This window comes from Rhizobium sp. USDA 4016, assembly GCF_056279705.1.
In genome coordinates this window covers 2,348,081-2,371,646 of record NZ_JBWCCY010000002.1, presented here as the reverse complement: position 1 = coordinate 2,371,646, position 23,566 = coordinate 2,348,081, and the positions used below count along the sequence as shown (strand labels likewise).

23 protein-coding genes and 6 pseudogenes are annotated in these 23,566 nt (G+C 60.3%); 14 read left to right on the top strand and 15 right to left on the bottom strand.

The window, feature by feature from the left end:
- Window positions 1-89: 89 nt before the first annotated feature.
- Window positions 90-425, bottom strand: coding sequence for a DUF5372 family protein (locus tag ACZ9DP_RS12435; protein ID WP_476202278.1), 336 nt, complete (start codon window positions 423-425; stop codon window positions 90-92).
- A gap of 64 nt (window positions 426-489) precedes the next feature.
- Here ACZ9DP_RS12435 and ACZ9DP_RS12430 point away from each other — a divergent pair.
- From ACZ9DP_RS12430 to ACZ9DP_RS12420, 3 genes and pseudogenes are all read left to right on the top strand, one after another.
- Window positions 490-955, top strand: a pseudogene (locus tag ACZ9DP_RS12430) (c-type cytochrome).
- Window positions 956-1,239: 284 nt separating this feature from the next.
- Window positions 1,240-2,622, top strand: a complete 1,383-nt coding sequence (locus ACZ9DP_RS12425; protein ID WP_476201963.1) for an adenylate/guanylate cyclase domain-containing protein — start codon at window positions 1,240-1,242, stop codon at window positions 2,620-2,622.
- A 62-nt stretch (window positions 2,623-2,684) separates the two neighbouring features.
- Window positions 2,685-3,077: a winged helix-turn-helix domain-containing protein gene (locus tag ACZ9DP_RS12420; protein ID WP_476201962.1), complete on the top strand. Its 393-nt coding sequence runs from the start codon at window positions 2,685-2,687 to the stop codon at window positions 3,075-3,077.
- 822 nt (window positions 3,078-3,899) lie between these two features.
- Here the strand turns inward: ACZ9DP_RS12420 and ACZ9DP_RS12415 are convergent.
- Window positions 3,900-4,115, bottom strand: a pseudogene (locus ACZ9DP_RS12415) (AtaL-like protein); the annotation flags it as partial.
- Complete coding sequence (locus tag ACZ9DP_RS12410; RefSeq protein WP_476201960.1) at window positions 4,078-4,947, bottom strand: SDR family oxidoreductase; 870 nt, start codon at window positions 4,945-4,947, stop codon at window positions 4,078-4,080. The gene ACZ9DP_RS12410 and the pseudogene ACZ9DP_RS12415, both read right to left, overlap by 38 nt.
- 103 nt (window positions 4,948-5,050) lie before the next feature.
- Here ACZ9DP_RS12410 and ACZ9DP_RS12405 point away from each other — a divergent pair, with 103 nt between their 5' ends.
- Entirely contained in the window at window positions 5,051-5,944 is an 894-nt protein-coding gene (locus tag ACZ9DP_RS12405; RefSeq protein ID WP_476201958.1) for a LysR family transcriptional regulator, read from the top strand.
- Window positions 5,945-5,959: 15 nt separating this feature from the next.
- Here ACZ9DP_RS12405 and ACZ9DP_RS12400 read toward each other — a convergent pair whose 3' ends face one another.
- The 5 genes and pseudogenes from ACZ9DP_RS12400 to ACZ9DP_RS12380 form a co-directional block, all read right to left on the bottom strand.
- Entirely contained in the window at window positions 5,960-7,168 is a 1,209-nt protein-coding gene (locus tag ACZ9DP_RS12400) for an MFS transporter (protein ID WP_476201957.1), read from the bottom strand.
- A gap of 59 nt (window positions 7,169-7,227) precedes the next feature.
- The gene (locus ACZ9DP_RS12395) at window positions 7,228-8,217 is read right to left on the bottom strand and encodes an AraC family transcriptional regulator (protein ID WP_476201956.1); all 990 of its coding nucleotides are present in this window, start codon (window positions 8,215-8,217) and stop codon (window positions 7,228-7,230) included.
- Between the two features lie 119 nt (window positions 8,218-8,336).
- Window positions 8,337-8,573 (bottom strand): DinB/UmuC family translesion DNA polymerase, encoded by a 237-nt coding sequence (locus tag ACZ9DP_RS12390; RefSeq protein ID WP_476202277.1) that lies wholly within the window; start codon window positions 8,571-8,573, stop codon window positions 8,337-8,339.
- Window positions 8,574-8,605: 32 nt separating this feature from the next.
- Window positions 8,606-8,776, bottom strand: a pseudogene (locus ACZ9DP_RS12385) (ISL3 family transposase); the annotation flags it as partial.
- Between the two features lie 51 nt (window positions 8,777-8,827).
- A pseudogene (locus ACZ9DP_RS12380) lies at window positions 8,828-9,629 on the bottom strand (ISL3 family transposase); the annotation flags it as partial.
- A 345-nt stretch (window positions 9,630-9,974) separates the two neighbouring features.
- On the opposite strand from ACZ9DP_RS12380, the gene ACZ9DP_RS12375 reads away from it, so the two are divergent.
- Both ACZ9DP_RS12375 and ACZ9DP_RS12370 read left to right on the top strand, forming a co-directional pair.
- On the top strand, window positions 9,975-10,421 hold the full coding sequence (locus ACZ9DP_RS12375; RefSeq protein WP_476201955.1) for a GFA family protein: 447 nt from the start codon (window positions 9,975-9,977) through the stop codon (window positions 10,419-10,421).
- A gap of 54 nt (window positions 10,422-10,475) precedes the next feature.
- Window positions 10,476-10,952, top strand: a pseudogene (locus ACZ9DP_RS12370) (helix-turn-helix domain-containing protein); the annotation flags it as partial.
- Between the two features lie 6 nt (window positions 10,953-10,958).
- Here the strand turns inward: ACZ9DP_RS12370 and ACZ9DP_RS12365 are convergent.
- Complete coding sequence (locus ACZ9DP_RS12365) at window positions 10,959-11,813, bottom strand: LysR substrate-binding domain-containing protein (protein ID WP_476201954.1); 855 nt, start codon at window positions 11,811-11,813, stop codon at window positions 10,959-10,961.
- A gap of 89 nt (window positions 11,814-11,902) precedes the next feature.
- Between ACZ9DP_RS12365 and ACZ9DP_RS12360 the strand changes: the two genes are divergently transcribed.
- Both ACZ9DP_RS12360 and ACZ9DP_RS12355 read left to right on the top strand, forming a co-directional pair.
- Complete coding sequence (locus ACZ9DP_RS12360) at window positions 11,903-12,604, top strand: haloacid dehalogenase type II (protein ID WP_476202275.1); 702 nt, start codon at window positions 11,903-11,905, stop codon at window positions 12,602-12,604.
- A gap of 21 nt (window positions 12,605-12,625) precedes the next feature.
- Entirely contained in the window at window positions 12,626-13,417 is a 792-nt protein-coding gene (locus ACZ9DP_RS12355) for an aldolase (protein ID WP_476201953.1), read from the top strand.
- A 50-nt stretch (window positions 13,418-13,467) separates the two neighbouring features.
- Here the strand turns inward: ACZ9DP_RS12355 and ACZ9DP_RS12350 are convergent, their stop codons facing one another.
- Window positions 13,468-14,388 carry a LysR family transcriptional regulator gene (locus ACZ9DP_RS12350; RefSeq protein WP_476201951.1) on the bottom strand — a complete coding sequence of 307 codons (921 nt, stop codon included), beginning with the start codon at window positions 14,386-14,388 and terminating at the stop codon, window positions 13,468-13,470.
- Window positions 14,389-14,485: 97 nt separating this feature from the next.
- Here ACZ9DP_RS12350 and ACZ9DP_RS12345 point away from each other — a divergent pair, with 97 nt between their 5' ends.
- From ACZ9DP_RS12345 to ACZ9DP_RS12335, 3 genes are read left to right on the top strand one after another with little or no spacing between them, the layout of a single operon-like run.
- Window positions 14,486-15,277 carry an SDR family NAD(P)-dependent oxidoreductase gene (locus tag ACZ9DP_RS12345; RefSeq protein ID WP_476201950.1) on the top strand — a complete coding sequence of 264 codons (792 nt, stop codon included), beginning with the start codon at window positions 14,486-14,488 and terminating at the stop codon, window positions 15,275-15,277.
- 14 nt (window positions 15,278-15,291) lie between these two features.
- On the top strand, window positions 15,292-15,594 hold the full coding sequence (locus tag ACZ9DP_RS12340) for a putative quinol monooxygenase (RefSeq protein WP_476201949.1): 303 nt from the start codon (window positions 15,292-15,294) through the stop codon (window positions 15,592-15,594).
- Between the two features lie 54 nt (window positions 15,595-15,648).
- Window positions 15,649-16,491, top strand: coding sequence for a type 1 glutamine amidotransferase domain-containing protein (locus ACZ9DP_RS12335; RefSeq protein WP_476201948.1), 843 nt, complete (start codon window positions 15,649-15,651; stop codon window positions 16,489-16,491).
- Window positions 16,492-17,024: 533 nt separating this feature from the next.
- Here ACZ9DP_RS12335 and ACZ9DP_RS12330 read toward each other — a convergent pair.
- Together ACZ9DP_RS12330 and ACZ9DP_RS12325 are read right to left on the bottom strand one after the other, a co-directional pair.
- Window positions 17,025-17,534 (bottom strand): DEAD/DEAH box helicase family protein, encoded by a 510-nt coding sequence (locus ACZ9DP_RS12330; RefSeq protein ID WP_476202273.1) that lies wholly within the window; start codon window positions 17,532-17,534, stop codon window positions 17,025-17,027.
- 60 nt (window positions 17,535-17,594) lie between these two features.
- Window positions 17,595-17,719: pseudogene (locus tag ACZ9DP_RS12325) on the bottom strand (SAM-dependent methyltransferase); the annotation flags it as partial.
- Between the two features lie 246 nt (window positions 17,720-17,965).
- On the opposite strand from ACZ9DP_RS12325, the gene ACZ9DP_RS12320 reads away from it, so the two are divergent.
- Window positions 17,966-18,772 carry a class I SAM-dependent methyltransferase gene (locus ACZ9DP_RS12320; protein WP_476201947.1) on the top strand — a complete coding sequence of 269 codons (807 nt, stop codon included), beginning with the start codon at window positions 17,966-17,968 and terminating at the stop codon, window positions 18,770-18,772.
- Between the two features lie 451 nt (window positions 18,773-19,223).
- Here ACZ9DP_RS12320 and ACZ9DP_RS12315 read toward each other — a convergent pair whose 3' ends face one another.
- Window positions 19,224-19,502, bottom strand: a complete 279-nt coding sequence (locus ACZ9DP_RS12315; protein ID WP_476201946.1) for a hypothetical protein — start codon at window positions 19,500-19,502, stop codon at window positions 19,224-19,226.
- Window positions 19,503-19,645: 143 nt separating this feature from the next.
- On the opposite strand from ACZ9DP_RS12315, the gene ACZ9DP_RS12310 reads away from it, so the two are divergent.
- Together ACZ9DP_RS12310 and ACZ9DP_RS12305 are read left to right on the top strand one after the other, a co-directional pair.
- Complete coding sequence (locus ACZ9DP_RS12310) at window positions 19,646-19,915, top strand: hypothetical protein (RefSeq protein ID WP_476201945.1); 270 nt, start codon at window positions 19,646-19,648, stop codon at window positions 19,913-19,915.
- A gap of 112 nt (window positions 19,916-20,027) precedes the next feature.
- Complete coding sequence (locus tag ACZ9DP_RS12305; RefSeq protein ID WP_476202272.1) at window positions 20,028-20,261, top strand: ester cyclase; 234 nt, start codon at window positions 20,028-20,030, stop codon at window positions 20,259-20,261.
- Window positions 20,262-20,496: 235 nt separating this feature from the next.
- Here the strand turns inward: ACZ9DP_RS12305 and ACZ9DP_RS12300 are convergent, their stop codons facing one another.
- A complete protein-coding gene (locus tag ACZ9DP_RS12300; protein WP_476201944.1) occupies window positions 20,497-21,762 on the bottom strand; it encodes a glycerate kinase type-2 family protein in 1,266 nt (421 codons plus the stop codon).
- 18 nt (window positions 21,763-21,780) lie between these two features.
- On the bottom strand, window positions 21,781-23,370 hold the full coding sequence (locus tag ACZ9DP_RS12295) for a GMC family oxidoreductase (protein ID WP_476201943.1): 1,590 nt from the start codon (window positions 23,368-23,370) through the stop codon (window positions 21,781-21,783).
- Window positions 23,371-23,566 lie beyond the last annotated feature (196 nt).

The following is a 23,566-nucleotide window of genomic DNA, read 5'->3' as shown; positions in this document are numbered from 1 at the left end:
TTAACGTAAGCATGTTTATACCGCAAATCTTGCTAACTTCAAGGACGAACTCATGATAGATGAGCATCAAACAGCGGAAATGGCGTGTCTTATCGATCATTTGAATTCTCTTGCGGCGCAATCTCATTTATATCAGCGGCGTAATTACCATTACATATTATCTGCGATCGCGCGGCCGAGCTGCCACAAAGGCGTTCCACCAGACTGGCTAGTTCCATCAAGTTCGAAACTAGCAAGAGCGCCCGCCCGTTGCTCACGACAAGTTCCCGGTCAAGGCTCACAAGATCCGTCCATTGAGGGGGAACCGACCATGTGGCGCCATCGTCGGTCTGCAACAGCAAACGTTTGCCCTGCGAGTTAGCTCGCTCGCCGACGCAGGGAAGTTGCCGTCCAAAAGGAGGATGAAACGGGTGCGTGACCCGCACTAACTGCTGATCTGTGCTGGTCGGGGCTGCATTCCCAGATGAGGTACAAGAAGATCGAACCAAAATGCTTCTCTTGCACGGTGTAGGCCGAGAGGCGGAGGGCGGTCGCGGCAAATATCTCGTCGCGCTGGGCGGCTGCTTTGACTGCCACACCCCTTGCTATTTCCTAGGCGAGCCGGATACGACCCGCTATCTGGGTGGCTCGTGGGTTCGAAATCACGGGTCTCGGTGTGTTCTATGGGCCCAATCTTACGCCCGACAAGGAAACCAGTCTCGGGAACTGGACCAGCGAGCAGATCGCCATCCGGACCGGACGACGGCTGGACGGGAGGGTTCCCGCCCCAGCCATGCCTTGGCGGCAGTTTTCGCATCTGTCGGATTCGGATGCTGCTGCTATCGCGGCCTACCTCAAGAGCCTTCCGCCACTGAAGAACAAGGTTCCCGGTCCGTTCGGGCCAGGCGAAAAGGTGTCGAGCTTCATGATGCGGATCTTGCTGCCGGGCGAAACTGCAGCTGCTGCGCAGAAATAGACGGTCGGCATTTGCGGCTTCCTTGCGGTCCTGCCCAGCCTGCGCCGCCGGCGGGGTTGCGGCGGCGGCGAAGCGAGGTCGAAACGATGAAAAGTGTGGAATTGTGGACATGCTGGACGCTGGACGCCGCCTCCACGAAGCAGCAACAGCAACCCTGGGGTTATTAATGCTGAGCTCGTTGCTGGGAACGGCCGGGAGCAATTACGTCTCGTGAACCGAGTTCAGAGTCGATTGCCTGCGCCGTATCGTGCTAAACTGACGTGGCGCGAGCCGTGTTCTGGACCATGATCAAAGTAACCGCTCTACCTGACCAGATGAACTTCGAGGTTGCCGCCGGCGAGACGTTGCTCGAGGCTGCTTTGAGGTCGGGTGTGCCGTTTGCCCATGCCTGCGGCGGCCGGGTGAAATGCTCGACCTGCCGCGTCTGGGTTCTGGACGGCGTGGAGGGTTGCCCGAACCGGAATCGAGACGAGAGCTTGATGGCGGAACGACTGAGGCTGGCGGATGAGGTCCGGCTGGCCTGTCAGCTCAAGCCGGAGGGCGAGCTTCGCGTCCGACGCCTTGTGCTGGATGAGACCGACTTGATAATAACCAGCCAGCTTCTCAGTTCTGCCGAGACGCGTTCCGGCGAGTCGAAACAGGTTGCGGTTTTCTTCAGCGATGTCGCCGATTTCACGAAACTGTCCGAGCAGCTTTCGCCCTATGATGTGATGTATCTGCTCAATCGCTACTTCGCCCAGGTTGGCGACATCATAGAGCGGAATGGCGGTTTCATCGACAATTTCATCGGCGACGGGCTGATGGCAATCTTCGGAATCGACGATCAGCGGGACGCTCCGCTTCGAGCCGTCAACGCGGCGATTCAGACCGTTGCCACGGTCGATCGCCTGAAGCCGTTCTTTGCCTCCATGTACGGCATCGATTTCGATATTCGTATCGGTCTCCATTATGGCGAAGCCGTCATCGGCACATTGGGCTTCGGCGGAAACCAACGCCTCACGGCAGTCGGGAATGTCGTGAACCTGGCCAGCCGGATCGAAGCCGCGAACAAGGATGCCGGGACACGACTGCTGATTTCCGAAGCGCTTCACGGCCAGATCGCCGACAAGGTGGAGGTCGGCGATTTTGTCAGGGTACGCCTAAGGGGTTCCTGCGAACGTACGAGCCTGTTCGAAGTCATCAGGCTCAAGCCCGAATGTGACGCTGAACTGAACGCCAGGCAACCCCGCGAAACCATCCGTCATGCCGGCAGGAGGTGGGTCCGCGCATTTCCCGAGGATGAGCTTCAGCCCCACGAACGACGGATTCTAGATTTCGAGGATTACGATATCGTCGTCGTTCGCGGAACCGACAGCTACTGCGCCTTCAACAACGCCTGCCCGCATCTTCACCTGCCGTTCTACGAACGTCGAAAACCTGCCGAGGTGAAGACGCTCAATCTTCCACACACGGAGAGCACGATCACCAGTGATCACGGCCTCGTCTGCCGTTGGCATCAAAGCTGTTTCGACCTTTTTTCGGGCGAAATCAGGAACTGGGCGCAGTTGCAGCAGGATGGTACTGCGCCGGGCTATGAACACACAGGTGACATCTCGAAAAATCCCACCAGGCTGACCGTATACCCCTGCCGAATACAGGACGGATGCCTGTGGATCGGGCTGGACTGACAAGGAACGGTTTCGGTTCTTCGGCGAATTCGTTTCGCGCTGACCGTCTGCCAACTCGAGAGTTGCGGCCGACTCCAGCCGCAGACTGTTCAGCATGGGGACGGGAGCGCCCTTCCGCCGACAAGGAAACCAGTCTCGGGACTGTCGATCCCGTCGTTGGCACGGTGGCGCGCGCAGGCGTGCATGTGCGGGTCGGAAGAAGGGGTGTCGAGCTTCTGGTCGCTCTGGTGGAAGCCGATGGAGCTGTTGTTTCGAAGGACATCTTGCTTCAACGCGTGTGGTCGCAGCTCACGGTCGGCGAGGCCAATCTTTCCCTTCAGATCGCAGCGCTTCGCAAAGCTCTAGGGCCCTCGCCATCGGGTGGGGAATGGATGGAGACTGTACCGCGTGTTGGCTACCGCTTTTCTGGTAGCCACTCTACGATGCCTGCGATCGAGCACGGCGGCCGTGGCTAGCGGTCATGCCGTTCGAGAACCTCTCGGCTGACGGAACAGAGCGGTATTTCATCGATGGCGTGGTGGAAGACATTGTCACTGCACTCTCGAGGTTCACCACCATTTCCGTGCTTTCACGAAGTGCATCGTGCGCACTTCGCGAACAACGTCTCGATCCTCGATCCGCAGCGCGAAGGTTAGGAGTGCGTTATGTGCTCTCCGGAAGCCTGCAGCGTCGGGACGACCGCCTAGGGTAACAGTTCAGCTGATCGAGGCGGATACCGCCAAGCAGCATTGGGCCGAGCAATTTGATGGCGAGCTCGGGCAAGTCTTCGAGTTTCAGGACAGGATAGCGGAGTCGGTTGCGGGCATTGTCGAACCCGGCATCCGAAGAGCTGAAATCGAACGCGTGCGCAACGCGCCTTCGGTCCTCCATGCCTACGATCTTTATTTGCAAGCCCTGCCGCACTTCCGCGGAACATCTGCGTCGGACCGGAATGAGGCCTACAGCTATTGGAGCGGGCGGCTGCGTCAGCGCTCGTCTTGCTCAACATATCCGGCGAAGCGGAACGGAGTCTGGCGATGCTCGCCGAGGCGGAGCGCCGCTGCCCGCACAATTCCACAGTCCTCCCTTTTCGCCGTCGCGAATGTGATGGTGGGAGACGTGGAAACTGGCCGACAGGGCTTCCTTCGCGCGTTGAGGATAGCCCCCGGCGCGACTGACAATTATGAGCTTTTGGTAGGCATTGCCATTGCTCGTCTATTTCAGAGAGAGTTCGAGGACTCGATTTCCGGGTCGCTGCGCAGCATGGCACAGAACGGCGACTGGCTTGGAGCCTATTGGATGCTCATTGCCGCTCTGATGTCCGTTGTCGTGGCCTCGCGCAGGAAATGGGTGGCGCTCTCCTCGACGACGTCGCAGCGGGTGCAGAGGCCCGGCGGCAGGAAGAGGCGGGCGTCGCGGGCCTTTAGTTCCAGTCCGACCCACGCCTGCGCGCGGGTCAGCGGCGTTTCGCGGCACTCAGACCGAGGCGGCGAGTTCGGCGGCGAATGCGCGATAATTGTGTAGCGGACGTCCCAGCAGCCGGGTGAGACGCTCGACATCGCCAGCCTCGGGCACCATGCCGTCGCCGACATAGCGCTCGGCCATCAGCCGCATCTCGTAGGCCATCCATTTCGGCATGAAGGTCGCCAGATTCTGCTCGAAAGCGGTGGGATCATCACCGCCATAGACGACGGCGCGACCCAGGACCTCCGACCAGATGACGGCCAGGTCCGAACCGGTGAGAGTATCCGGGCCGACCAGGTTGATGGTCTCGATCGGCAGCTTGCCAGGCGCAGAATCGCGACGGACCAGCTCGATTGCCGCGACCTCGGCAATGTCACGCGCATCAACCATGGCGACTCCCTTGCCGCCGATAGGCATCGGATAGACGCCGTAGTTGAGGATGACGTCCTTGATCATCCGTTCATTGTCGATGAAGTAGGCCGGACGCAGGATGGTGGCGCTAAAACCCATTTCTTCGATCATCCGCTCGGCACCCGACTTCACCGCGAAGTGGGGCACGTTCACGAACCGCTCGCTATGGATCACCGACAGGTAGACGACCCGCTCGACACCTGACTCGCGGGCAATGTTGAGGGCGATGAGCGCTTGCGTGAATTCGTCGCCCGCCACCGCGTTGAGAAGGAAGAGCGTTCTGATGCCGTTGAAGGCAGCGCGCAGTGCGTCGATGTCGAGCATGTCGCCCTGCACGACCTCCACACCGGCCGGGAAGTCGGCCTTTGAAGGGTCACGGACGAGAACGCGAACGCTGGCATTGCGCTTGATAAGCTGGCTGACAACGCGGCGGCCGACACGGCCGGTTGCGCCTGTAACAAGGATAGTCATGTGATTTCTCCGGGTTGGTCATTGTTGACAACGCGAATATGAGCGGTTCACAGATGATCCAATAGACGCTAAATATGGACTCGGTGTCTCGTGGATGGAACAGATGGACCTGCTCGCTCTCGCCGATTTCGTCACCGTCGCGCGCCATGGTGGATTTGGCCGCGCCGCACGCGCGGCCGGACGTCCGAAGGCCACACTCTCGCGCCGGGTGGCTGAACTGGAGGCCAGTCTCGGCCTGCGCCTCTTCGAACGCGGTGCTCGGATGCTGAAGCTGACGGAGGAGGGGCGAGCCCTTTACGGGCGGGCTGGCGCGCTGCTGACGGAACTGGACGAAACGGCGGCAGCCATCGCATCTGGTGGCGACAGACCGCGGGGCAGGTTGCGGATCAGTGCACCATTGCTGTTTTCCCAGACGGCAATGGGCAAACTGGCTGCGGGATTTGCAATTAGATATCCGGAAGTCCGCCTAGAGATCACGACGGAGGACCGTGCCGTGGATATGGTGGAGGAAGGCTACGATTTGGTGATCCGTGTCAATCCCGACCCGGATGAGAGCCTCGTCGGACGGATTTTCCTGCGTGATGGATTGGTGATCGTGGCAAGCCCGACCGTCGCGCGCCCGGCGGAAGGGGCGGTGGTACCCGTCGTCGTCCGCGGTTCGCCGGATCAAGCTAGGACATGGACGATGACGACCCCGACCGGGCGATCCAGCATTCTCGTTGATCCCGTTCTTTGCCTATCCTCGCTTACCATGGTCCGAGACGCCGTCCGGATGGGCATCGGCGCTGCCCGTCTTCCTGTATCGCTGGTCAGCCATGATCTTGCCGCGGGCACGCTGGTCCGTTGGTGGGATGTCGATGGGCCTGAAACTCGGCTCTGGGCTCTCTATCCGTCGCGACGGCTACTCAGCGCACGCGTGTCTGCCTTCCTCGACTATCTGAAAATGGCGTTTCCCATGGGTACGGCGGAGGAACTGGCGGCCTTTTCCGCGACATAAGCCGCCAGAGCAATATCAACCGCGTGGCTGGAGCAGCGCCAGTGCGACCGTCGACGCGGCAAGGACGGCGGTAAGGGTCAAGGGCCCAGTAGCGCCATAGTTGTCCACGACGTAGCCGCCGAACACCGCGCCGATACTGATGGCGACCTGGAAAGAGACGACCATCAGACTGCCCACTGCTTCAAGCGCGTCGGGCGCCCCGCGGGACAGATTGGTAGGCAGCACCACCGGCGCCATGCCAAAAGCGAAGCCCCAAAGCATAGCGAAGCCGAAGGCGACGACGATATGCGCGCCCCAAAGTACCAAAGCGAGGGTAGCAAACGCCATTAACGCCGCGGTGACCATGAGGGCAATGCGGATATTGGCGTCAGCCATTCGGCCACCGGCAATATTGCCGATCACAGAGGCAATGCCAAACCCGAGCAGCGCAAGCGCAATCGGCCAGGTTTCAAGGAGCGTCACTTGTTCGAGGAAGGGGCGCACATAGACCGAGCCGGCAAAATGCCCCGTCATCAGCAAAAGAATAGCAAGCATTCCCAGTTGAACACCACGCCGCCGTGTCAGCCGGAAGACGTCGCTCAGACTGTTGCTTGCGCTTGCGGGCAACGTCGGCAGACTGAGCAACTGCAGCAGCATGGCTAGCGCGGCAAGCCCCGCCGTCATGGCCATTGCGCTGCGCCAGCCCAGCCAGTCGCTGATCAACGCGCCCATCGATGGCGCAGCAATGGTGGCGAGCGAGACGCCGAGGGTGACGATAGCCATGCCCCGACCTGTCGCATTGGCGCCAACGAGCCTTGCCACGACGGCAACTGAAAGAGCCCAGAAACCACTGAGCGCGATGCCCAATCCGGCGCGGCCCAACAGCAATAGCCAGAAATCGGTCGCTAACGCCGCAAGAATATTGGAGCCGATCGCCAAGGCACTGAGACCGACCAGCACTGTCTTGCGGTTCAATCTGCCGATGAGAACATTGCTCAACAAGGCTGTCACGGCGCCGACGGAAGCGGTGGCGGTGACGACCTGTCCGGCCGTTCCCTCACTAATGCCGAGATCACTCGCCATTGGCGTCAGCAGACCTGCCGGCAGGAACTCGGCCGACACCAGGGCAAAGCTGGTAGCCGCCATCGAAAGGACCGCGAACCAGGTGGCCGCGCTCCACGCGGTTGGCTCAGCGGCATCAATGTCTATCAGCGCGCTGTCAAACTGTGATGTAGTATCCGTCATTGAAGCATCTCCAAGGTGTGGAGATCTTCTTAGACCAGTCTTGCAGGATGATATGTATCTTAAAATCCGAAATCCATGTCCGTTCGTCCGGAAATGTTGCGACGCACAACGCCCGGCGAGACGCTGGTGATGCGCTTGAACGCCCGAGCGAAGGATGCCTCGGATTCATAGCCTAAACGGGTGGCGACCTCGGCAACCGACATGCCGCTTTGCCCCAGTAACTCGCGGGCGAGCTGCATGCGCAGACGAGCGAGATAACGTGCAGCACCTTCCCCTAAAATAGCGCTGAAGCGCTCGGCGAAGATCGAGCGCGATTGGCCTGCCACGCCGGCGAGGTTTTCGAGGGTCCAGTTATGGCCGGGGTCGCGGTGCATGGCGGCCAGGACGCGACCGATATGCGGGTCGCGGATGGCGGCGAGCCACCCGGTGGTTGAGGCTCCGCTGCAATTAACCCAGCAGCGGATGAGCCGCGCGACGAGCAGGTCCGCCATACGCGATAAGACGGTTGCGCTACCCATCTGCGGCTGTGCGGCCTCTGCTGTCATAGCCGCTAGCAGGGGACCAACGATCGGGTCATTGCCGGCCACATCGCAGCCCTTGATGATTGACGGCATCAAAGCGATCAAGGGGTTAAGCGCACCGGCGCCCAGGGCCATGGAGCCGCAGAAAAGGGTGCTGGTCGCCCCCGTTCCTTCCCGCACCACTTCGCAGACGTTGCTACCCAGCTTGGTCACTTGGCAGCTCTTGAGCGAGTCATCCACGACACCGGGCGCGCTGGCCAGCCGGTGGGCGATGCCTTGCGGCAGCAGCACCAGATCGCCATCGTGCAATTCCTGCCAGCCATGCGTTTCGGTATGGATCCAGCATGGCCCCTGGCTCACGAAGTGAAAACGAAGCGACGATTGTTGCGGAAAGGCGATGCTCCATGGATGTCGGAGCTCGCAGCGGCCATAGTTGACGCCACTCAAGCGAAAGTCTCGTAGGACTTCGCTTAGCGCATCCATCGGGATATTTGGCGGCGAAGAGGATTGGGACGAATGGTCAAGCATTTGTCCAATTTAGATGCCGCCCGTCCGGAATGCAAGTTAGCCGTGGTTGACCACAATCGGCATTGGCGGCGACCCGTGAAGGATGCTCCGGTACCTCTTACGCGCTGGATCGTCGTCTCTCACAACCCCAGATCAAGCTGGGACTGCGCTGTGCATCGCCGATTCCGGCGGTCGTCAGCGATGATCACCCCGAGCAGCCGGACAGGGCGCTTAAATGGATAGGCGGTCGTCAGAAGGTCTGCCGCCGTGTCGAGAATCTCCGTCATGTTCGCCAACGGAATTGTGCCGGTTCGGCTGCGCGTCGCCTGAGTGAAATCCGAATATTTGATTTTCACGGCCACCGTCTTGCCGCTGATGCCTTGCGCCTAGCAGTAGCGCCAGACCGCTGCAGCGCAGCCCTGCGTCGATCGGGTGGAACCGAAAAAGTCAGCCATTTCGAGATGCTGCGTCGGCCATATCCTGTTCGGCGTGCAATTTCCGAGCACGACAGGCCCTCTTTGCTCAGGGCATGGACTGTCTCGAATACAGCCTTCCGAGACTGCCGATGTGCCCGACGAAGCTGATTGCGCCTCGGCGTTTCAGGGCGTTGGTCAGGCGAGGATCGATCGTGATTATAAATCTCAGTGTCCTCGTCAGGCAGCAATGCTCTGCCGGTAGCACGGCCGGAGAGACTCATCTGTTCCTCAATGGCGAGACGCAGATTTTGCATGAGATGAAAGCGATCCGCCATCTGAGACGCTTGCGGCGCTCTTTCACGAGCGGTCTGCGCGTAAAGTCCGCCTCGATCTCGGCTCACGACCTCAGTAGAGGGGTGCCGCTTCAACCATCGTGCCACGCTTACCACGCTCCGGTCCTCGAGAATGTCCACGACCTTTCGGCGTTCAAGACCGACGATGATCGTGCCGTAGCGCCACGATTTCCTCCAACTCCAGTCATCGATACCGACGATCCGAGCCGGGGCCTCGTCGTCGGCCCGTGCAGCATTGCGCTTCAAGTGCCGAAGGATGGTGTCGTCGCTGATCGACATCCCAAGCCGCCTCATTAAGCGCTCTCCGGGCCGCCCGCCCGTACTGTGGCCGAGCAGGCCGACTATTTCGGCAACCCTCATTGTCCTGCGGGCATAGGGGGAGGCTATCGCCGGGACCCGGTCAGCGAACGTTTGCCGTTTGCACTGCCGATATGTGCAACGCCAACGGCTCAACTTGAGCCTTACCGTTACTGCACTGCCTTGGATCGGCAGGTCCTGAAGACTACGGTATGACCATCCGTGCCGATTTTTGCTCTTGTATCGGCAATCAGGGCATATACCGACGTTTGCCCGCAAGCAGACACAATCCATTTGCCATTCTCGCTGGATACGACGCTCTGCACCTTGGTACCCGGACGGGTGACCATTTCGATTTTATTCGCATGCTAGTGGTTCCGACCTGACATAAGAGTCCGGTTTGGGACTTCCCTTCTGAGGTGTGCAAGCGAGTCAGGCGTATGCACACAGGAATATCGTTCACCGTTCCGCCGACCGATCGCGCTTTGACTGACGGCGCTTATCAGGATCGCCACGCCCCGCAGAAGCATGTCTGCGCGCCGAGATCGCGCTTCCGGAGCAGCGGATCATCGATTCAGTGAATGGCGATGAATGGGCAACGCCGAAAGGAGGGATAAGAGGAAGCTGCCTGGCCCGATCGAGAAACCGCCGCACGCAGAAGCAGAGAGGAACCCCGATTGACTGTGCCGCGCATCGCAATATTGTCTCGTGAATGCAACCTACGGCCTCTGGGGAGACCGGCGCGGTTCAGGAGATGGTGATGATAACAGGCGGCTGTTTGTGCGGTGCGGTGCGCTACGAGTGCGAGGGTGATCCGGATTGTTCATTGGTCTGCTATTGTCGGGATTGCCAAAGGGCTTCCGGTTCGGGCCATGTCCCCGCGATGAGCATGCCACGCGAGAGGGTAACGATTAGCGGCGAGACAAGAAGCTATGCGGCTCCGGGAGGTAGCGGGAAGACGACAGTCCGCCACTTTTGTCCCACCTGTGGCAGTCTTCTCTTTAGCACGCCCGAGGTCATTCCAGACTTGGTAAACATCTACGCGGGCACGCTCGACGATCCCTCAGTGTTCAAGCCGACGTGGTCATTCTTTCGGCACAGCCATGCTCCTTGGGATCGGGTGCCAGACGACTTGCCAGAGCTACCGGCTTCCACCTGACATGAGAGTCCAGATGGGGATTCCCTTTCTGGCATGCGCAGGCGAGTCTGGGGCATACGCACGGGAATCCCCTTCACCATTTCGCCGAGCGATCGCGCCCGTCTGACGGCGCTGATAAGGAATCGCAACGCCCCGCAGAAGCATGTCTGGCGCGCCGAGATCGAGCTTTTGTCCGCCGACGGAGTCGGCACAGTCGAAATCATGCGCCGGACCGGCAAGTCGAAGACCTGCGTGTGGCGCTGGCAGGAGCGCTTTGCCGCAGAAGGCTGCGTCGGGCTGCTGCGCGACAAGACGCGGCCGTCGCGCATTGCGCCGCTCGGGCCGGAGATCAGCGAGCGGGTGGTGAGGCTGACGCTTGCCGACCCGCCGGGCGAGACGACGCACTGGACTGCCGACATGATGGCGGCCGCGGCGGGCATCAGCGCCAGCGCGGTACGCCGCATCTGGAAGGCGCACGGCCTTTAGCCCCACCGTTGGCGGGCTTTCAAGCTCTCCAACGACCCGCAGTTCGATATGAGTGCCAAATCGTTGCGGACGTTACGCCAGGCTATCTGTTAGGAAACGCCCAAGGAATTTGGCTTCATTGGACAGGCTTGCCCGGCCCTTGACCAAGGCCATCTCGGACGCGGGCTGATCCTCCAAACCATCCAATGCTCCGAGTTGCCGATGTTCGGTAAGCACCGCGTCGGAAGGCAGGAGACTGATCCCGAGGCCGGAAGCAACAGCCGCCTGCACACCCATCAGACCTTGGCTTGTATAGGCGATCCTCCAGCGACGGCCGCTGCGCTCGATCGCCCGTATGGCGCGATCCCGGTAGATACAGCCTACGGGAAAGACCGCAAGTGGCACTGGATCCGCCTCAACAGCACGTGCGGCGCTCTCCACCCAGATCAGCTCTTCTTTCCAGCTCGCCAGACACGCCCCATCACCGGGCTCGCGCTTAATCAGTGCAAGATCGATCTCACCCGCGTCTAATAGGCGGCGAAGCTCGGTGCTCCAGCCGCTCACCGTATCAAGTCGGATATTCGGCGAGGCGGCCGAAAATCCGCAGAGCAGGTCGATCAGCCGCCGCCCGGCGAAATCCTCAGGCACCCCGAGGCGCACGGTCTTCGGCGCGGCAGGCTTGCGCATCACCTCAATGGCTTCCTCGGCGGTGGCAAGCAGCCTGCGGGCATAGCTCAGCAGCAGCTCGCCGGCCTCCGTTGTCTGCACGCTGCCCGTCGATTTGTTGCGCAGCAGAAGCGTCTGCCCGATATTCGTCTCGAGCTTCTTCACCTGCTGGCTAACGGTCGATTGCGTCAGGTGAACGCGCTCGGCGGCCTTGGTGAAGCCGCCCGAATCGACGACGGCTGCGAAGGTTCTGAGAAGATCGAGATCGAAACCGAAGCTCATTTGCTTTACCGATGATGCTGATAGGGACATTTAATTTCTCAATGGCATCGGACTTTGTCAATCTGCCGGCATTGAAGGAGACGATCGCCATGACACTTCCCGGCACCCGGCCCACCTGGCTGACATTCGATTGCTACGGAACCCTGATCCAGTGGGACGAGGGGTTGCTCGCGGCTATGGACAGGATACTGTCTTCCAAGGGCGGCGACATCGACCAGAAGGCCTTCATTGGCGTCTATGACCGCCACGAGCATGCGCTGGAAGAGGAGCGCCCGCACCGTTCCTTCAAACAGGTGAGCGCGCTGGCGCTGGAAAAGGCGATGGGCGAATTCGGCCTAAGCTTCGAACCTGAAGACGCCGAGATCCTCACATCCTCGATCGGCAAGATGCCTCCGTTTCCAGAAGTGGCCGCGACACTCGGGACGCTGAAAGCTGCTGGTTTTCGCCTGGCGATCATCTCAAATACGGATGATGCGATCATTGCCGGCAATGTCGCCCAGCTTGGGGGGCACGTCGACCGTGTCATTACTGCCGAACAGGCGGGGGCCTACAAGCCGTCTACAAAGATCTTCCATCACGCCTGGAACAGTCTCGGCATCGGCATCAACGATCTGTTGCATATCTGTGCCAGCCCGCATCTCGACCTTGCCGCGGCGCGCGAACTCCGCTTTCGTACGGTTTGGGTCGATCGCGGGACGGGCCGAAAACCGCTCGCGGATTATCAACCGAATGACATCGTCCCGACGCTCGACAAGGTTCCGGCCGTGCTCGCGGCGGCCGGCTGGATGTAACGAATCGCCAGGGAGACAAACATGGCTCACGAACTGAATATTGCGAAGGGACAGCCGGCGCTCCGGCGCAATGTGTCGTTGGACACGGACGAGATCTGGCAGGCAAGGGTGGATCTCGCCGCTTGCCTCCGGATGGCGGCGCGCCTCGGCCTCGAGGAGGGGATCTGCAACCATTTCTCCGCCATTGTGCCCGGCCATCCGGACCTGTTCATCGTTAATCGCTTAGGCTGGGCCTTTCAGGAGGCGAGTGCCTCGTCATTACTGATCTGCGATTTCGAGGGCAACGTCGTTGCCGGCGATGGCGTTCCGGAGGCGACCGCTTTCTTCATCCATGCGCGCCTGCACAAGATGGCGCCCCGGGTGGGGGCAGCCTTTCACACCCATATGCCAAATGCGACGGCTCTCAGCATGGTGGAAGGCGAGCCACTGGTCTGGGCGGGCCAGACGGCGCTCAAATTCTACGGCCGCGTGGCGGTCGACGAGACCTACAACGGCCTGGCTCTGGACGAAAGCGAGGGCGACCGGATCGCCGCCGTGCTCGGCGACAACGATATCCTGTTCATGAAGAACCACGGTGTGATGGTCTGCGCGCCGAACATCGCCGAGGCTTGGGACGACCTCTACTATCTCGAGCGTGCCGCCGAGGTTCAGTTGAAGGCGATGAGCTCTGGTCGCAAACTCGTGCCGGTTTTGCCGGAGGTCGCCACCCAGGCGGCACAGCAGATGCGGGAAGGAGACCCGGAAAGCGCGAGGATGCATCTGGAAAGCATCCGGCGCGTTCTCGACCAGCAGGCCCCTGGATATCGCGACTGATAGGAAAGGCGAAGCGTTCGGATGCATATCTTTCCATAGTGCCTCCAGACTCAGGGCGCCCCTTTCAGCAGGGGTGACTCGCCCAATGTCACAACCATATGTTCGATAAAAGCGCGGACGCGGTGGGGTAGGGGACCACCGCCGACATAGACGGCATGAACCAGCTCTAGGTCGCCCGGATTCTGATGTTCGAGAAGTGGGATCAGCCGTCCCGCAGCGATCTCGTCCGCCACATGAAACAGACCCACCCGGGCAATACCGGCGCCGGCCAGGGCCATCTGCTTCATCGTCTCACCGTTGTTCACGACGATACTGCCTTTGACCGGTTGTGCGATATCCCGGCCTTCGCAGCGAAAAGGCCAGGACGGCCTCGCGCGCCGGAAATTGAAGGTCAGGCAGTCATGCTGTTCGAGATCCGCAGGTGTTTGTGGTGAACCCCGGCGCGCCAAGTAGTCGGGTGACGCGCAAACCACGCGCCGGCTTTGACCCAGCTTGCGTGCGATCAGGCCGCTGTCCGGCAAGTTGCCCATGCGGATGGCGACGTCGGTTTTTTCCGCAACCAGATCGACAATGCCATCGGTAAAGCTGAGATCGACGATCAGATCGGGATTGCGCGCTATGAAATCCGGCATGGCCGGTGCCACGAACATTGTTCCGAAGGGTATCGTCGTGTTGATTCTCAGCCGACCGCGAACCGCACCTCCAGCCGCCTCCTGATCCGCATCGTTCAGGTCCTGGAGAATCCTCAGTGCCGCATGGTGATACGCCTCGCCCTCTTGCGTTAGTGTCAGAGCGCGGGTTGTCCGTACCAGAAGACGCGTGCCAAGCCTGGCTTCCAGGCGTGCGATCAATTTGCTGACCGCCGATGGAGTGATGTCGAGGTTACGGGCGGCGGCGGAGAAGCCGCCGTCCTGTACGACGCGAGCGAACACTTCCATCTCGCCGGAGCGCTCCATCAGAATACGGGGCATTGATGATCCTCAATCACAAGTGCATGTCTTTTGTAGGCAATAGTTCCTCGCGTTGCTTAATCATAAATTGTTTCCAGCAACAATCTGGAGACACGACATGGATCTGCAACTCACCGCAAAAACCGCCCTCGTTACGGGCGCCACGGCTGGCATCGGCCTGGAAATCGCACGCACGCTTGCCGTAGAAGGCGCGCGCGTCATCATCACAGGACGCGACCGCGCCAAGCTCGACAGTACGATCGCCGCCGTCAAAGCATCGGGCGGATCGGAGATCATCGGGGTTCTTGCAGACGCCGCCAGCGCCGAGGGTGCCGCGATCATCGCCAAGGCCGAACCTACGGTCGATATACTCGTCAATAATCTCGGCATCTACGAGAGCAAGGCTTTTGGTGACATCACGGACGCTGACTGGAGCCACCTGTTCGACGTCAACGTCATGAGCGGCGTGCGCCTGTCTCGAGCCTATGTTCCCGGCATGCTGGAGCGCAACTGGGGCCGCATTATTTTCATATCCAGTGAATCGGCCCTCGCCATCCCGCAGGACATGATCCACTACGCGACCACCAAGACAGCGCAGCTTTCGGTCTCGCGTGGACTGGCGCAGCTGACCCGCGGCACCAATGTCACGGTCAATTCCGTGCTGCCGGGACCGACGCGTTCGGAAGGCATCGAGACCTTCCTGCGCAGTCAGGCGAGCGACCCATCCGCACCAATCAAGCAAATCGAGGCCGAGTTCTTCGCCACGGCTCGCTCGGCTTCGATCCTGCAGCGCATGGTGGACGCGGAAGAGGTCGCAAATCTCGTCGCCTATCTCGCCAGCCCCCGTTCATCCGCCACGAATGGTGCTGCTCTGCGCGCCGAAGGCGGTCTCGTCAACACCATCGCTTGAGAAGGGCTTTATCCGTGTCGAATGCACCTTTGACCATCATCGCCATCACCACCGCAAAGCCCGGCAAGGAGGCGGCCCTTGGTGCCGCCCAGGAAAAGCTCGTCGCAGAGACTCTGGTTGAGGACGGCTGCCTTCGTTACGAACTGCACCAGTCGCTCGATGATGGACGCGTTCGCATCTTCGTCGAGAACTGGGCAAGCGAAGAGCAATGGCGCGCGCATATGCAAGGGGCCGCCATGCAACGCTTTCAGGCAAGTGGCGTGGGCGATTATTTCGCCGACTTCGCACTGCACCGGTTGACCAAGGTCGCTGGGTGAGTTGCGTCCGTTTTTCATTCTCAATCAGACTTTCTCACATTCGGGGATAAACCCATGAAATTTCCGCGCAGTCTCGCCATTGCCCTCGCGCTCGGTGCAAGCACCATCAGCGCCCACGCCGGAAACGTGCTGATCGTCCTGTCCGACTCCAACCGTCTCGACCTGAAGGACGGTAAGGTGTTCGAAACCGGCTTCTATCTGAATGAACTGATGCAGCCGGTACAAGCGCTGCTCGACGCCGGACATGAGATCACGTTCTCGACGCCGAAGGGTACAGCGCCATCCGTCGACAAGATCTCCATCGACAAGATGTATTTCGGTGGTGACGAGGCGGCGATGAAAGCCAGTGAAGCGGGGCTGGCGAAACTCGGCATCCTGTCTCGCGAAAAGTCGCCGGTCATCAGCCTCGCACGCGTCGAGCACATCGGCTACGACCATTTCGACGCCGTCTATGTCCCGGGTGGGCATGCCCCCATGCAGGATCTTCTGGTGAGTTCCGAACTCGGCAGGCTACTGACCCATTTTCATGAACAGGGCAAGACGACAGCCTTGGCCTGCCATGGACCTATTGCGCTGCTTTCTACGCTCGCAGACGCCCCCGGTTTCGTTGCGACATTCGAAACGCAAGGGACCGCGAAGGCGCAATCCGGCTGGATCTACGCCGGCTACAAGCTGACTGTTTTTAGCAACCGCGAGGAGGAAATGGCGAAGGGATTGCTGAACGGCGGCGAGATGAAATTTTATCCGCAGGATGCGCTTGTGAAGGCAGGTGGTGAGTTCAGCCAGGCTGAGGTTCCTTTCGCCGGCCACGTCGTCGTGGATCGCGAACTGATCACCGGCCAGAACCCCGCATCCGCACCCGCCGTGGCGCAGGAGTTGCTGCGCCGGCTGAAATAGCACGGTAACGAGACGGCTGAATTCGAAACGGAAGCCCGCCGCGGAGGAGGTGCGGCGGGCTTCGAAAAATGAAGTGCAGCTTGGGAGGATGAGTCCCGCGCGTCCGATCGAGGTCGTTTGGGAGGAGGAGGGTCGATCTGGATTTACGGGAAATCCCGGGCTTTGGGGAATGGGCTCGGCATAGTTTCCGACTCGGGATAAATTCCGAACCTGAACATCGACACGCTCAAGGTGACGGCCAGGAATTTTCAGTAGTCAGCGCAGCTGATTGAACTCCTACAATGGTGGGCCCCCAGTTCGAATCTGTTCAAGGCGAAAAGCTCCTCCACTGATGGGTCCAATGCGGACCGCGATTAATGCGTTTCAACGGCGGTTTCGCGCCCCCAAGACGGCGTTAAGGCACCCGGTTTGTCGTTCTGAAAGCTGCCGGTCGGCTACGAAAGCGACAATGCCGCAAGTGAGCCGTTCAGGCGGCCAGCGTCTTTCCCGCAATAATCGAGTGCTTCCCATCCCATTCACAATACTTCAGGGCTTCAGGGGAGTTGAGCGAGGATATCGTCGACGACACTTGGGACGGTACCCGCCGTGTCAATATTGATGCCGACGGGAAGATATTCCCGGGTGTGATGGTAGCGGAGTACCAGCGCCCGCTCGGCCGGCTCGAAGCCCGGCTCATTCGGCCGCTTGTCTAATCGTCGGTTCAACGTCTCAACGTCGATGTCGAGCACGAAAACCTTGTCGAATAGGTCCAGGAATTTGTGGAAATTGCGCGAGCCGCCACAGAAGAAGGTGGCAGGATGGGTGGTGTCGGCAGCAATAGCCCGGACTTTGTCGACAGGCCAGATCCAGTGCGCGTATCCCCAAACCATGCGGTCCGCGCCTTTGGGCGGTCCTGCGAGTGCCTGGCCTGTCTCGGGGTCGCCGACATAGGCCAAGACCCGGTCACCATGGACGACATGGTAGCCCCGCCGCTCCAGTTCGGTAGCGACAGACGTCTTTCCAGTGCCCGAACCGCCTTCGATCAGATAGTTCTTGATGCCCATGGGCGCTCTTATCATGGCCTTCAATCCGGTGAGAAGAGTCTCTCCGGGCGGGCGCTCCCCTACGCAGATCATCGTCGAGGCCGAGTAGTAGAGCCGCCCGACGGATTGATATTGTCTTCAAGTGTGTCGTCGGCCATCGGCTCGACCACTATCCACGTGCAGTCGGTCTTGAGCGCCTTGCGGATACCGGGCCGCTTTGCGCCTTCATACCTGCCGTTCGACCTACGCGGAACGAACTGGTCAAACCAACCAAAGCGGGACCTCGGAGTACCCCCGACGGGAACGCCAGTGTGATTTCAGGGGTTCCCATTGCGTCATGTTTTCTTGAGAGCGCAAACAAAGTTCCGCTGGATTGCCCGGTGTGACGGCGATATGCGCGACCCGAATGACCGTGTTAAGGTCCATTCTTGATTGAGGGAGGATGGCAAGCCATGGAAACCGCACAACTACGATATAATTGGGCTGATCCCGACTTCTACGAGGCTTTCATGGGGCGCTGGAGCGAACATCTGGCAAACCTATTTCTCGCCCGTGTCAATGTCGCTCCGGGCAGTCGCGTACTCGATGTAGCCTGTGGGACAGGTGTGTTGACGAAAGCGCTAGCCGAGGCGGGGACGCATGTGATCGGTGTTGACGCATCGGAGGGTTACCTTGAAGGAGCCCGCCGTCGTCGATCCCACCCCAACATCGCGTATGAACACGGCGATGTCCGGCATATGAGGTTCGACAATCATGTATTCGATGCGGCCGTTTCCACGCTGGCCCTGGACGTTATTCCGGAAATTGAACAAGTAGTTGCCGAGATGAAGCGCGTGACCCGCCCAGGCGGCGTGGTCGCATCCGCTGTTACTCAGTTCTTTGGTGGCATGCCCGCCTTCGACCTCGTTTATAACACCGGCGCTGTGCTTGAGGCCGAAGTCGCCAGGCTGAGATCCATGCGGGCGGGGCGCCAGCTCTTCTGGCCAAACGGGCAGGCGGCATTGTGGCGGAAGCTCGGCCTCGACGACGTGACGGAGGTTCCCGTTGTCGTGGATTGCGAGTATCAGTCCTTCGCGGATTATTGGGCTACGTTCACCGACGGCCCGGGCAGCGTCACAGGCATGTTGAAGGCACTTTCGGATGACGCCCGCGGTTCGATCGAGCAGCATGTTCGTGCCGGATATCTGGTTGGCTTGCCCGATGGACCCCGGTCATTTCCCATGATGTTCCGTGTGGTACGTGGCTTGGTCCCAGCCTGATCTTGGCATGCGAAGGGGCCGGGGAGGGCCGGTGTGGGCCAAACCGAGACCTTAGCTCTCGACTGCATGGTCCGCTATCGCCGGCCAAGCCCCGGTAAGTTGCCGGTCCGCTTGCGGCCCCCATCAATCCTTGCGCTCACGCATTGTCCTAACAGCCAATGGTGGCCGAAGGAGAAATCAAATGTGTATTGCACAATACGATCCTGCCCAACTGGGCGTCGGGCATGGAACGCCGGCCGAAAGGTCGGCGTCAAGAAGCCGCCGAAGCAGCGCCAGATTTGGACGATTCGCTTCTGCCTCGACCGGGAGGGGCGCATGAGAGATCGCGCTCTGTTTGAGCTCGCAATCGACAGTAAGCTTCGAGGCCGCGATCTCGTTAAGATCAAGATCGGAACCCTCGTGACAGGAACACAGATTCGAACGCGTGCCATGTGCGCGAACCGCTGCCGTCCTATGCCGGCAGGCCAAGCAACACTTCATCCTCATGGAAAAGACCTGACTGGATTACATGAGCATTTATCGCGCCCGGATCGGTCGAGTATGCCACAAGAGCTAAGCTAGATTTGGCACGACTGCAGGTGACGTAAAACAGTCGTCGAGTGCGATCGACTGAGGAATCCTTGCCCTCTTGCGCGTTCTTCAAATCGCTGACGCTCAGTTCCTTGGCTCCCAGCAGTTTGTCGTAACCAAAAAGGAAGCCGCGGGCGTCGCCATCGTCCATGAGAACCATAACGCGATCGAATTCGAGGCCCTTGACCCCTTGATGTGTGTCGAACGAGGCCTCGTGCGCAACGTACGATGACGAATAGGCTGCCGTTACGGCATAGCCCGCCGGCCGCCTGTCCGATCAACTCATGGGAGTCGGTTGCGACGGTGACCGCGGCCACTGCAGCCATCGAGGGGCAGCCTGCCGACAAAGTGGTGGAGCAGTTTCTTGCCCTTTGGCGAATGGTCTCGAAAAATCCAACTTCGGCGCCGGCTGTCATCAAGCACCGCGATGGCTCGCGCTCCGGCCATTTTGATCGCTTCAAGAATCAGTTCGTCCTTGCCGCCGGGGAAGTGGTGACAAAGCGAACCACGGGGCGCACCCGAAGCTTCGAGCACCTTGGTACAGCCTCTTCATCATCGATCGGGGTGATGTGAAGGCGATCCACGAGGCGGTTCTCACCGAAGACTACCAATCCTGCTCCGGTTACCTGCAGTCGGAATGTTGGGGTCGTGACACCTCCATCAAGGTGGTCTCCGGCTTCGCGACATCAATCCCGACCTCAAATTCGATATCAAGGAGGTCCTCGTATCGGGCGATCGTGTTATCGTTCGGGGAGAGGTCACCGGTACGCCGGCCGGCGATTTGTTCGGTACCCCGCACAAAGGCAAAAGCTTCGATATCATGGCCATCGACATTCAGACGATCCGGGATGGCAAGATCTCGCAAACCTATCATATGGAGAACTGGCTCAGCGCCGTCGGCCAATGGAGTGGTCAATAGTCTGCAGCTAAAAATCTGAAAAGCTTGGCCGTATGGGAAGGTATCTTGCGTCTTGAGCGGTCATTGGCGGGCCATGAAGGGGGAAATACGTGTAAAATGTTGTCACAAGGGCTTCATCTTTGCCGAACGCATATGCTTGGTGATTTCGCCGACGCGGCCGCGGCTTACTCTCAGACCGATTTTCTTGTGAATATCGCGGACACTGAGATTTTGGGTAACCTTCTGTGTGGCTTGCCTATTGCACCAGGATGGCCCGAAAATCATTCACGTTGGTCCCGGTCGGGCCAGTGACAAGCAGGTCGTCGATCGCCTGAAACGCCGTCCAGGCGTTGTTCTGCATCAGCATCGATTTGGCATCCACGCCCGCCTTGCGCATGCGCTCGACGGTTTGGCCATCGGCAAAAGCGCCGGCATTGTCCTCGGAACCGTCGATGCCATCGGTATCTGCGGCAACGGCATGGATGCCGGCAATACCGTTGATGCCGAGCGCGAAGGATAGAAGGAACTCGCTGTTGCGGCCGCCCTTGCCCTTTGCGCGTAGCGTCACGGTCGTTTCGCCGCCGGAAAGCAAGAGGACGGGTTTGGCGAAGGGTCTGTCGCGTGTTGCGATCTCGCGGGCGATGGCCGCATGCACGCTCGCCACGTCGCGGGATTCTCCCTCGATCGAATCCGAGAGGATCACGGCCTCGATGCCGTGCCTTCCGGCTTCTTCAGCCGCTGCTTCAAGCGAGACCGCAGCTGATGCGACGACATGGACTTCGTTGCGCGCAAACCGAGAATCATCGGGCTCCAGACTGTCCGCGGCCGACGACGTGAGGTGCGCCATGACGGCATCGGGAAGGCTCATGCGATAGGCGTCGATCAGGGCGAGCGCATCCTGCCTGTTTCCCGCATCGGGCACCGTTGGACCGGACGCGACGAGCGCGGGATTGTCGCCGGGAATATCGGAGACGACGAAGGAGACGACTTGGGCCGGATGGGCCGCAGCCGCGAGGCGTCCGCCCTTGATGGTGGAGATGTGCTTGCGGATGGTATTCATGGCCGAGATCGGTGCGCCGGATGCCAGAAGCGCCTCGTTGACGGTGATCTCGTCGGTAAGTGTCAAGCCCGCCGCAGGAGAGGGAAGAAGAGCGGAGCCGCCGCCCGAGATGAGGGCGATGACCAGATCGTCCGCCGTAAGCCCTTCAACGGCTTGAAGCAGGCGGCGCGAGGCGACGAGACCGGCTTTGTCTGGAACGGGGTGAGATGCTTCGATGATCTCGATGTGCTTGCAGGGGCCTCCGAAGCCGTAGCGGGTCACTACCACCCCTTCCATCGGTCCGTCCCAGAGCGTTTCAAGGGCTGCGGCCATTTGCGCCGATGCCTTGCCCGCACCGACGACGATCGTTCGTCCCTTCGGCTTTTCAGGCAGATTTTGCCGGATGCCGAGGACGGGGTCGGCGGCCCTGACCGCGGCATCGAAGGTCGCGCGCAAGAAGCTGCGTGGATCGAAAGATTGCATGGGGATTCTGTTCCTTGTTCAGTGCCCGGCACGAATGAGATCTGCCGCCTTTTCCGCGATCATGATCGTTGCCGCATTGGTATTGGATGAGATCAGGCGCGGCATGATGGAACTGTCGCAGACGCGCAGCCCCTCAATGCCACGCACGCGCAAATGCGGATCGACCACGGCGTCGGCGCTGCCCGCCGAGCCCATGCGGCAGGTGCCGACGGGGTGATAGGCCGAGCGACCATGTTCGCGGGCGAAGGCCATGGCCTGTTGGCGGTTGCCCACCTGCGCCCCGGGAAGATGCTCGCGCTTGATAAAGGGTTTGAAGGCGGGCTGGGCCAGGATGTCGCGGCTGATGAGAATGCCGTCGGCCGCGCGCTCGAGGTCGTAGGCCTCGGCATAGGGATTGGGATCGATGAGCGGAGCATCCGTGACGTTTGCGGTCCGCAACGTCACCCTGCCGCGCGAGCGCGGGCGCACCGGATAAGAATTGAGCGTGCAGCCGTTGCCGCCGGGCACCGAGCCGATCCCCTCCTCGACACCCGCGCCAGGAAGAAAATGAAACTGGATATCGGGTGTCTTTTCCGTCCTGTCGCCCCACCAGAAGGCTCCGGCTTCAACGATGTTGGACGCCACCGGCCCCTTGCCGAACAGGATGTATTCAAGCCCCGCCATCGCCTGCCAGTGCAACTTCTTGTAACGGTCAATGCCGTAGGATCCCGACAGTTCGGCGAGAACATCGACATCCATGTGGTCCTGAAGATTCTGGCCGACACCGCTGAGGTCGTGAACGACATCGACGCCGACGGATCGCAGGTGCCCGGCAGGGCCGATCCCCGATAGCATCAGCAGCTTCGGCGATCCGATGGCCCCGGAGGTGACGATGACTTCGCGATCCGCCCGCATGGTGACGGGCCGTCCGTTCTCGGTGATTTCGACGCCGATGGCTTTGCCGGTCTCGACGACAATCCGGTTGACCATGACATCGGTGCGTAGCGTCAGGTTCCTGCGTGCGAGAGCGGGCTTCAGGTAGCCGGTGGCCGTGCTGCTGCGTTTGCCGTTCTTCGTCGTTGCCTGGTAAAAGCCGGCGCCTTCCTGGTTGCCGCCGTTGAAATCGCCATTATAGGGAATACCGGCCTCCTGCGCCGCGCGCACGAAAACGCGGGTCAGAGGATGCGGCGTCGTCGAGGTCACACCGAGCGGTCCCTCGGTGCCATGGTGCGGGCCGCCCAGCGAGTCGTTGCCCTCGGAGCGTCGGAAATACGGCAGCACCTCCGCATAGGACCAGCCGTCGCAGCCCTCTTCCGCAGCCCAGACGTCGTAGTCTTCCGGGCAGCCGCGGGTGAAAACCTGTGCATTGATCGAACTGCCGCCGCCCAACACACGGGCCTGTGGATAGACCATTTTGCGGCCGCCAATCTCACGGCCCGGTGCGGTCTGATAGCCCCATATCAGCGGCCCGGCGGTCATTTTGAAGAAGCCGACCGGCAGGTGAATATGGAAGTTCGTGTCCCGCGGGCCCGCCTCAAGCAAGGTGACTGAAACGGATGGATCTTCACTCAAACGTGCTGCCAGCACGCATCCCGCCGAGCCGCCGCCGATGATAATATAGTCGGGCATTCTAGTTCTCCGCATGAGATGTCCCGCGTGTTTTTCTCCCGCGTCGCATCTCTTCGACACGCACCATCTCAAGTCCCTTGTGCACCGTCAAGAGAAAGGGTATGGTTATCGTGTTGAAGGGTTGTCGTACAAATATCGGAGGATGCGACAAACTTTCTGATTTGTTCAAGCATCCGGATAAGCTGCTGAACCGCAG